General features: G+C 60.3%; 9 protein-coding genes. 7 read left to right on the top strand and 2 right to left on the bottom strand.

Annotated features, from left to right (window positions below; all coding sequences use genetic code 11):
• Positions 1 to 273: 273 nt before the first annotated feature.
• On the bottom strand, positions 274 to 1599 hold the full coding sequence (locus KGB28_RS09905) for an OprD family porin (RefSeq protein ID WP_223444516.1): 1326 nt from the start codon (positions 1597 to 1599) through the stop codon (positions 274 to 276).
• A 111-nt stretch (positions 1600 to 1710) separates the two neighbouring features.
• Here KGB28_RS09905 and KGB28_RS09900 point away from each other — a divergent pair, with 111 nt between their 5' ends.
• Entirely contained in the window at positions 1711 to 1923 is a 213-nt protein-coding gene (locus tag KGB28_RS09900) for a hypothetical protein (protein WP_223444514.1), read from the top strand.
• 32 nt (positions 1924 to 1955) lie between these two features.
• Complete coding sequence (locus KGB28_RS09895) at positions 1956 to 2576, top strand: glutathione S-transferase family protein (RefSeq protein WP_223444512.1); 621 nt, start codon at positions 1956 to 1958, stop codon at positions 2574 to 2576.
• 70 nt (positions 2577 to 2646) lie between these two features.
• Here KGB28_RS09895 and KGB28_RS09890 read toward each other — a convergent pair whose 3' ends face one another.
• Positions 2647 to 4053: a purine-cytosine permease family protein gene (locus KGB28_RS09890; RefSeq protein WP_223444511.1), complete on the bottom strand. Its 1407-nt coding sequence runs from the start codon at positions 4051 to 4053 to the stop codon at positions 2647 to 2649.
• 323 nt (positions 4054 to 4376) lie between these two features.
• On the opposite strand from KGB28_RS09890, the gene KGB28_RS09885 reads away from it, so the two are divergent.
• The 5 genes from KGB28_RS09885 to KGB28_RS09865 all read left to right on the top strand — a co-directional run bounded on the left by KGB28_RS09885 (position 4377) and on the right by KGB28_RS09865 (position 8586).
• Positions 4377 to 4862 carry a flavin reductase family protein gene (locus tag KGB28_RS09885; RefSeq protein ID WP_008000480.1) on the top strand — a complete coding sequence of 162 codons (486 nt, stop codon included), beginning with the start codon at positions 4377 to 4379 and terminating at the stop codon, positions 4860 to 4862.
• Positions 4863 to 5107: 245 nt separating this feature from the next.
• Positions 5108 to 6151: an LLM class flavin-dependent oxidoreductase gene (locus KGB28_RS09880; protein ID WP_046043514.1), complete on the top strand. Its 1044-nt coding sequence runs from the start codon at positions 5108 to 5110 to the stop codon at positions 6149 to 6151.
• Between the two features lie 148 nt (positions 6152 to 6299).
• The gene (locus tag KGB28_RS09875; protein ID WP_223444509.1) at positions 6300 to 6452 is read left to right on the top strand and encodes a hypothetical protein; all 153 of its coding nucleotides are present in this window, start codon (positions 6300 to 6302) and stop codon (positions 6450 to 6452) included.
• A gap of 92 nt (positions 6453 to 6544) precedes the next feature.
• Positions 6545 to 7222, top strand: a complete 678-nt coding sequence (locus KGB28_RS09870; RefSeq protein WP_223444508.1) for a cysteine hydrolase family protein — start codon at positions 6545 to 6547, stop codon at positions 7220 to 7222.
• Positions 7223 to 7227: 5 nt separating this feature from the next.
• Positions 7228 to 8586, top strand: a complete 1359-nt coding sequence (locus tag KGB28_RS09865; protein WP_223444507.1) for a purine-cytosine permease family protein — start codon at positions 7228 to 7230, stop codon at positions 8584 to 8586.
• Positions 8587 to 8765: the final 179 nt, after the last annotated feature.

The following is an 8765-nucleotide window of genomic DNA, read 5'->3' as shown; positions in this document are numbered from 1 at the left end:
GAGGCAAGAGCGCGAAAGTCGCGCTCTTTCCTGCATGCGGGTCTTACTGATTAGGCTGAATGCCATGTTGCGCGATGGCACCGAATGGCGGTGACGAGTGGCACAGTGAAGACAGTTGCTCCCACAGTCGTGTTGGTTGCTCGCGGATTTTGCGGATAGCCGCGAACCCTGTGGGAGCGGGCTTGCCCGCGAAGAGGCCGGCACATTCGACATCGATGTCGCCTGACAATCCGCCTTCGCGAGCAAGCCCGCTCCCACAGGGGATGTGTGTGATTACAACAACGACAAGGTGTAATTGATGATGAATCGGTTCTGATCGACGTTGCGCCCGGCGTCAGTGTTGGACCTGGCGTTACGCAGTGTGAACCCTACCCCCTTGAACGTGCCCGACTGCAACACATAGTCCAGGGTCATGTCGCGCTCCCACTCGGACTGGTCGCTGGCGTTTTGCGCCTTGATGTCCGTGCCCTTCAGATACACGATCGAGGCTTTCAGGCCCGGTACGCCCAAGGGCGCGAAGTCGTAGGTGTATTGGCCGAAATTGGTCTGCTCGCCGGCCCGGGCAAAGTTCTGGATCATCTTGTCGGTGGGCAGGTAGACACTGCCGCCGCCCGCCCCTTTGTCCACCAGGCTGCCCTGGTTGGGCTGGACGAAGTTGCTGCCGTCGCCCACCTGTTGATGCCCCACCGACACCGCGTGACCACCGTGGGTGTAGGTGACCATCGCAGCCCAGGTGCTGTTGTCGATTTCACCGTCGTTGTCGTCGGTGTAACCCGACACCCGATAACCTTGCGCGCGGCCGGAGGCAGAGCTGTTGGCACCGCTCGACGTGGTACGGAAGTAGCGCAGGTCGGTGGTCAGTGAGCTTGCGCTGTCGATGGGTAAAATGTGCGTCAGGCCAAGGAAGTTCTGGTTGTAGAAGTCTTCCAGCTGCGCGAAGTAATACTGGGTCTTCAGGCTCCTGGTGAGGTTGTAGTCACCGCCGGCGTAGTAGAACTTGTTGCTGTCCTGCGTGCTGCCGGCGACCGACAGGCCTGTGCGGTCCGTCGAGGCGCGCCCTACCGCGTGTTCCAGCACACCGCCGGTCAACGTCAGGCCATCGATGTCGTTCGAGGTGACCTGCGCGCCGGTAAACGATTGCGGCAACACACGGGCATCGTTCGCCAGAAGGATCGGCAATTTCGGCAGCAAGGTGCCGTAGCGAAATTCCGTCCGGGCCAGGCGCATCTTCGCCGTAGGACCGAAGCTGCTCCAGGCGGCGGCCGCGCCGTCGCCGTCAGAGGGAATCATGCCGCTGCCGACGTGGCGCCCCGCTCCGCTGTCCAGTGTGATGCCAAGCAATGCCTGGGCATCGAGCCCGAACCCCAGCGCCCCCTGCGTAAACCCGGACTCATAGCGCAACACGAAACCCTGGGCCGCCTCTTCGGTTTTCGAAGGGGCCGCGCTGCCATCGCGATTGTCACTGTTGAAGTACAGGGTGCGCATCGAGAGGATGGCCTTGCTGTCTTCCAGAAATCCATGGCCTGCGGTATCGGCAGCCTGGGCGCACACCGAACCGGTGGCCAGCAGGACTGCGGTGGGAATCGCTCGTTTGAACATAGGGTGCTCCTGGGTGTTTCTTATCGTTATTTGAAGGTTTCACCGCCAGACAGAACCCGATTGCCGCCCACGCAACAGCGCTCAACACGAGCGCGAAAACAGGCGCGCTCGATGAGTGACATGAGTCATCGGACGTTCGAGGTGAGGGTTGACTGGCTGGTTTGTGAAACTCTTAAAACATTTCGAGAGGCTATTATCAAACACGGTGAAAGTAGTTTTCGTACAGGGATAAGCCTTGTCGCGCAGGGGTATGGACGATCACTGTTTTTGCATATCGGTGCGGCGGATTTTCATCATACTGACATCATCGGCAGTGTTCGGTGACTGCTTGCATGTCCCAACAAGAGCAATGACCCATGAACGATCAAATCGAACTGTACGGCGCGAACACCGGCAACAGCCTGCGGGCAGCGATTGCCCTGGAAGAGTCGGGCATCGCCTACACCGCACGCCGGCTCGACCTGTACGCACAGGAGCAGCGTGGCCCGGCCTTCCTGGCGCTTAACCCGGCCGGAAAAGTGCCGACAATGATCGATCACGGGACAACGCCGGCGCTGATCATCAACCAGTCCAACGCCATCATTCAGTACGCCGATGCCCAGGCGCCTGGACGGCTGGCACCGGCGCAGCCGGGACCTGCGCGCATCCGGGTGATCGACCGCTATTTCTTTTTCGTGACCGATGTCATCGCCCCCAGCCATGCCGCCTTTTTTCTGCACCAGGCGGGGCAGGACAAGGCGGCGGCGATTATCGATCTGCGGGTGATCGAGCAACTGACTTACGCGGAAAGTTTTCTGACTGCCGGCTTCATGGCCGGAGAGCAGTTCTCCATGGCCGACATTTCGGCGTTCACCATCGCCACAGCGTTCCGTGATCGACTGGAATGGAAAGAGCTTCCGCAACTTTCGCGCTGGTTCGATTCGGTCGAAGCCAGGCCGGCGGTACAACGCGGTCTGAATGCGTTCAAGCATTGCTGAGCGGTTGCCGAAAACAAAAATGCCCGGCGACGGGCCGGGCATTTTCAGACGAACACCAAACGATTCTGCCTCAGTCGCTGTAGCCGAGCTCTACCGAGCGGCTTTCCTGCGACTGGTTTCGTGTTGCGAGGCAGTAATACAACGGGCACGTCACCGCCAGCCCCATCAGCCACGACAGGTCCGCGCCCTCGACCAGGTTGGCGTATGGCCCGACGTACAGCGAAGTATTGGCGAACGGCAGCTGCACGATGATGCCGATGAAGTAGGCAATGATCGCGTGCAGGTTAAAGCGACCGTAGATACCGCCATCAGCCCGGAAGATCGAGGCGATGTCATAGCGACGACGCTTGATCAGGTAGAAGTCGATCAGGTTGATCGACGCCCACGGCACCAACACCAGCAACAGCGCCAGAATCAGGCCGATGAACTGCGAAATGAAATTCGCCGAGGCCCCCAGCGCCACCACGCAGCAACCCGCCAGCACGATGCTCGACAACACCACGCGCACCTTGATGCTGGGCGTCCACTGGCTGGCGAAGGTCTGGATCGAGGTGATGATCGACAGCACCGCGCCATACAGATTCAAGGCGTTGTGGCTGATGATGTTGAGCAGGAACAACACCATCAGGATCGGCCCCAGCCACCCGGTGGACTGCTTGACCGCCGCCATCGCCTCGGTGCCTTCCGGAGTCGCCAATACCGCTACGGCGCCGAAGGTGAACGACAGGATGGTGCCCAGGGTTGCCCCCAGGTAGGTGGCGAAGAATGGCCGGGTGATGCCGATGTCCGCCGGCAGGTAGCGCGAGTAGTCCGACACATACGGCGAGAAGCTGATCTGCCAGATGATGCCCAGCGACACCGTGGCCAGCCAGCCGGACAGGTTGAACCCACCACGGGTGAAGAAGTCCGCCGGCAGATCATGGGCGAATATATAGAGGAAGCCGGCGAGCAAGGCACTGCCCATCACCCAGGTGCCGATGCGGTTCAGGGTATGGATGAAGCGATAACCGATCACGCCGATGGCGGTGGCACTGAGGGCACCGATGAGAATGCTGGCCGGCACCGGAACCGACGGCGCAATGCCGACAATCGATTTGCCTGCCAGCACGATGTTGGAAATGAAGAAACCGATGTAGATCAACGCCGCGAAGAACACGATCAACAGCGCACCATAGCGGCCGAACTGACCACGGCTCTGCACCATCTGCGGGATGCCCATGCACGGCCCTTGGGCCGACGCCAGCGCAATCACCACGCCGCCGACCATGTGCCCGAGGGCAATCGCCAGCAAACCCCAGAACAGGTTGAGGTGGAACACCTGGACCACCATGGCGCCGGTGACGATGGGCAGTGGCGCGATGTTGGTGCTGAACCACAGGGTGAAGAGATCGCGGGCCTTCCCGTGGCGCTCTGCGAGTGGAACGTAGTCGACCGTATGGTTCTCGATCAACGGATCTTGCCGGGACATCTGGGACATGTGCATGAACTCGAGTTTGTCTGTTCTTATCTTTGTATGAAGCCAAACCGGGGGGACTCTCTGGCCGCCCCTCAGATGCGAACCATATTATGGTATTCCAAACTTTAAACAAGACTGATCCGGTCTTTTAACAAGCATCTGAGCCGGCATCCTGCCTGATTCACGTCAGCGCTGGCTAGCTGAAAGCCCAGTAATCATTGGGTTTCAGACAAAAGCCGTACGTTTATCGGTTCACCCAAAAAGACCTTGCAATCGATGTATTACGGTATACCATCAGACCTACAAACATATAAAAACGCGTCACACCACCCGAGGACCGTCCAATGATCGATGCCGCCATCTACAAACAAGTCATGGGTTCGTTCCCGTCCGGAGTGACCGTGATCACCACCCTGGATGACGACGGGCAAATCGTCGGCCTGACCGCCAGCGCCTTCAGTTCGCTGTCGATGGACCCGGCCCTGGTGCTGTTCTGCCCCAACTACAGCTCCGATTCATACCCGGTCCTGATCAAGAACAAGCGCTTCGCCATCCACGTGCTGTCCGGCGGCCAGCAAAACGAAGCCTATGCCTTCGCACGCAAGGGCAAGGACAAGGCCCAGGGGATCGAGTGGACGTTGAGCGAGCTGGGCAACCCGATTCTGGCCAACGCCACGGCGGTCATCGAATGTGAACTGTGGCGCGAATATGAAGGCGGTGACCACGCCATCATGGTCGGCGCGGTGAAAAACCTGATCGTGCCCCGGCAGAGCAGCGGGCCGCTGGTGTATTGCCACGGCAAGATGGGTGCCCTGCCCGTTCTGGCCTGATCCCTCTGATATCACCGCATACCCCTGTGGGAGCGGGCTTGCTCGCGAAGACGGAGTGTCAGTCAACACATATGCCGCCTGGAAGTTCGCTTTCGTCGGATCGCCGCCCGGACCAAGCCCGCTCCCACACTGGTTAGCGTTAGCCGCGAAGAGAAGTCATTTGCGGAAAATATGTATTATGGTATACCAATAAACAACAGGCCCGCGATCGACCGGCCGACAACAATAGATCCGAGGTAAGCGTCATGAAGTTTTCCCTGTTCGTACACATGGAACGTTGGGACGAAAGCGTCAGCCACCGCCAGTTGTTCGAAGACCTGACCGAGCTGACGCTGATGGCCGAGGCCGGTGGTTTCAGTACCGTGTGGATCGGTGAACACCACTCCATGGAGTACACCATCTCGCCAAGCCCGATGCCGCTGCTGGCTTATCTGGCGGGCAAGACCACCACCATTCACCTGGGCGCCGGCACCATCATCGCGCCGTTCTGGCATCCGCTGCGGGTGGCCGGTGAATGCGCGTTGCTCGACGTGATCAGCAACGGACGCATGGAAGTCGGTCTGGCCCGTGGTGCCTACCAGATCGAGTTCGACCGCATGGCCGGCGGCATGCCGGCGTCCTCCGGCGGCCAGGCGTTGCGGGAAATGGTTCCGGTGGTGCGGGCATTGTGGAACGGCGACTACGCCCATGACGGCGACATCTGGAAATTCCCGACCTCCACCAGCGTGCCCAAGCCGATCCAGCAGCCGAACCCGCCGATGTGGATCGCTGCCCGCGACCCGGACTCGCACAACTTCGCCGTGGCCAACGGCTGCAACGTCATGGTCACGCCGCTGATGAAAGGCGACGAGGAAGTCCTCGACCTGAAGAACAAATTCCAGGCCGCGCTGGACAACAACCCTGGCGTGCCGCGTCCGCAACTGATGGTGCTGCGTCACACCCACGTGCACACCGCCGACGATCCGCAGGGCTGGGAAGTCGGGGCCAAGGCGATCTCCAGGTTCTACCGCACCTTCGATGCCTGGTTCGGCAACAAGACCACCCCGGTCAACGGCTTCCTCGCGCCGAGCCCGGAAGAGAAATTCGCCGGTCGCCCTGAGTTCGAATTGGAAAGCCTGCACAAGACCGCCATGATCGGCACCCCGGAAGAAATCATTCCGCGCATCAAGTACTACCAGGAACTGGGGGTCGACGAATTCAGCTTCTGGTGCGATAACAGCCTGCCCCATGCGGAGAAGAAAAAATCCCTGGAGCTGTTCATCAAGCACGTGGTGCCAGCGTTCCGCTGATTGCGCCGCCCTGCTCCCCGGACGCGAAGCCGGGGTGTAGGAGCGAGCTCGCTCGCGATGGACGCTAACGATAACGCGCGCCATCTGAATGACCGCGTTGTCCAGAAGTTTTTCGCGAGCAGGCTCGCTCCCACAAGGGTCGATTCCAATGATTACTGGTCGCCTTCCATCACTCGCCCTTCCCTCCGGCGCCGCGCGGGCCTACCTGCGCGGTGAATGGACCGCTTCGCACCTGCATTTCAAGCGCCTGCGCGCCAGCGTTTCGGCCAAGCAGAACGGCTTCTGGCAAACAGTTCACTGAGCCCACCCGAACAGCCAATCACGCACCCCCGCGTCTCGCCATTGCATGGCGCGTGCGGTGCCTTGTGTTTCGCCTTTGATCAGGTTTGCCCAATGAACAATAACAACGCGCTGTTGATCATCGACATGCAGCAGGAGGACGGCTTCGTCCTGGAAAACCTCGACAGGGTGGTCGCCCATACCGCCGCCCTGCTCGATACCGCCCGCCATCAGCGGATGCCTGTCATCTATACCCGCCACATCAATCAGGCCGACGGCAGTGACCTGCCCCACGGCGAACCGCTGGCCGCCGACGGTGGCCCCGGCAGTTACCGCGCCGGCACCCGGCAAGTGGAAATCATCGAGTCGCTGACGCCGCAGCCCGGTGAATTGATCATCGACAAGGGCCGTTACAGTGCCTTTCACCGCACCGACCTCGATGCCCGACTCAAGGCAATGGAAGTCGACACGCTGATCGTCTGCGGCGTGCTGACCGACGTCTGCGTGCTCACCAGCGTGTTCGATGCCTTCGCCCTGGGTTATCGCGTGCGCCTGGTCAGCGATGCCTGCACTACGACCAGTGAGGCCGGGCATTACTCGGCCCTACTGATCATGGCCAACTGGGTCTACGCGCTGGAAATCCTCACAAGTGAACAGTGCCTGCGCGCCCTGCAACAACTCGACTACATCAGCCTGATCCCCGAGCGTCCGGACCTGTTTGCCCACCAGCCCCATGAGCTGCAAAGCACCATCGCCCGTCTGCAATCCCGTCTCGTCCGGACTCAGGAGTGATCGCCATGCAAGTCGAAAAAAGAAGCATCGATTTCATCCCCGAGACCGAACGCCACGGCAAGCCGGGTTCGCTGTTCTATATCTGGTTCGGCGCCAACATGAACATCACCACCATCGCCTCCGGCGTGTTGCCGGTGGTGATGGGGCTCAACCTGTTCTGGAGTGCGCTGGCGATCATCATCGGCTCGTTGCTGGGGGCGATTTTCATGGCCTCCCACTCGGCCCAGGGACCGAAGCTGGGCATTCCGCAAATGATCCAGAGCCGGGCGCAATTCGGCGTGTTGGGGGCGGTGTTGCCGCTGCTGTTCGTAATGCTGATCTACCTGGGCTTCTTCGTCAGCAACACCTTGCTCGCGGCCCAGGCGCTGGAGTCCGTCAGCCCGCTGCCGATGTCCGGCAATATCTACCTGATTGGCGCGTTGTGCTTCGTCGTCGCGCTCTATGGCTATCGGTTGATCCACCGCTTGCAGAAGCTGCTGTCGATTCTGTCGCTGGTGGTGTTCGTGGCGGCCACGGTGCTCGCCTTGCAGTTGCCGATCCCGGCCGAACAATGGCTGCCAACAGGCTTCTCGCTGTCGAAGTTCCTGGTGGCGGTGAGCATCGCCGTGACCTGGCAACTGTCCTACGCGCCTTACGTCGCCGACTATTCGCGCTACCTGCCGAGCAACACGCCGACCGCCCAGGTGTTCTGGTACAGCTACGCCGGCACGGTCAGCGGTGGTGCGTGGATGATGATTCTCGGGGCGATCCTGAGCGTCGGCATCGGCGACTTCTCCAGCAACGTCGGCGGGCATGTCGCCGGTCTGTTCGGCGCTGGCGCGGTGCTGCTGTTCGCCTTCATCGTCTACGGCCAGGTGTCGATCAACGTGTTCAACCTGTACGGCGCGTTCATGTCGACCATCACCGTGATCGAGCCTTTCGCCCGACTCAAGGTGACCCCGCGAGTACGCGGTGTGTTCATGCTGCTGATCAGCCTGGTGGCCACGGCCCTGTGCACCATCAGTCAGGACGACTTCATCACCTTCTTCCTCAACTTCATCTTCTTCATGAGCTACTTCCTGATCCCGTGGACGGCGATCAATCTGGTGGACTACTACTGCCTGCGCAAAGGTCAATACCGGATTGACGACATCTTCGACCTGAACGGGATCTATGGGCGGGTCAACTGGATCGCCTGCGGCAGCTTCCTGCTGGCGATTGCCCTGGAAATTCCGTTCATGAACACCACGCTGTACGTCGGCCCGATCGCTACGGCGCTGGACGGGGTGGATCTGGCGTGGATCGTCGGGTTGCTGGTGCCGGCGTTGAGTTATTACTGGCTGATGAGGCTCGGCAAGCGTGCGCCGGTGGCAGAGTCCGCGTAACGAAGATCTCCTGTAGGAGCTGGCTTGCCAGCGATGGTGACTTGCCTGACACACCGCGTCGTCCGGTTCGCCAGCAAGCCGGCTCCTAGAGGTTTGGTCGATCTTTTGATATGCATAAACCGTGGTCATGGACTTGGCGCCACATTGATCGCCATAAGCTGAAAGCAGAAGATCGTAGG

Source organism: Pseudomonas sp. BF-R-19, from assembly GCF_019956445.1.
GTDB lineage: Bacteria > Pseudomonadota > Gammaproteobacteria > Pseudomonadales > Pseudomonadaceae > Aquipseudomonas > Aquipseudomonas fluorescens_BH.
This window is presented reverse-complemented; position numbering and strand designations above follow the sequence as displayed.